Genomic DNA, 466 nt, shown 5'->3' with positions numbered 1-466 from the left:
ATGCATCAAAAGCCACCTTTATTTTTGACGTAGCGCCGGGGCAGTTTCCTGGAGTACTGGCCGGAGATACCGAGCAAGAAATGGCGCACCACTTGAGCCAAAGCCTGGAAAAGCTGAAAGAGTTTGTGGAAGCCGGCAGCGCCGAAAAAGCATCACGGCGTGCGCAGCAAGCAGTAACGCGGGTGCCAGCCACATCGCTCAGTGGGTCGCCCACCGAACTGCTCGAAGATGAGCCGAATGAATCAGGACCCGGCACTTTTGGTGATAGCGATACTGCGCCGGGTGCGCGCTTGTCTGATGAAAAGCACGACCGCTAAGCGCGGTAAGTTGCAAAGTGTAGTTGCCGGCCGGCGCGAGCGAATCCAGCCATTTAATCACTTTTAGACACGGCTGCGACCATGCCGGCCGGTGCAAGAGCATCGCATTGCACCTCGTTCAATGCGTTGGCCAACGTACGATGCAACTG

Annotated in this window: 1 protein-coding gene; it reads left to right on the top strand. The window is 56.7% G+C overall.

Going from position 1 to position 466, the window contains the following annotated elements; all coding sequences use genetic code 11:
* Positions 1-317 (top strand): hypothetical protein (locus DVK06_RS18790; protein WP_199718801.1); only part of this gene is annotated, 317 nt, incomplete at its 5' end.
* Positions 318-466: the final 149 nt, after the last annotated feature.

Source organism: Halorubrum sp. Atlit-28R (genome assembly GCF_003665955.1).
In the GTDB taxonomy this organism is placed as follows: domain Archaea; phylum Halobacteriota; class Halobacteria; order Halobacteriales; family Haloferacaceae; genus Halorubrum; species Halorubrum tropicale.
This window is presented reverse-complemented; position numbering and strand designations above follow the sequence as displayed.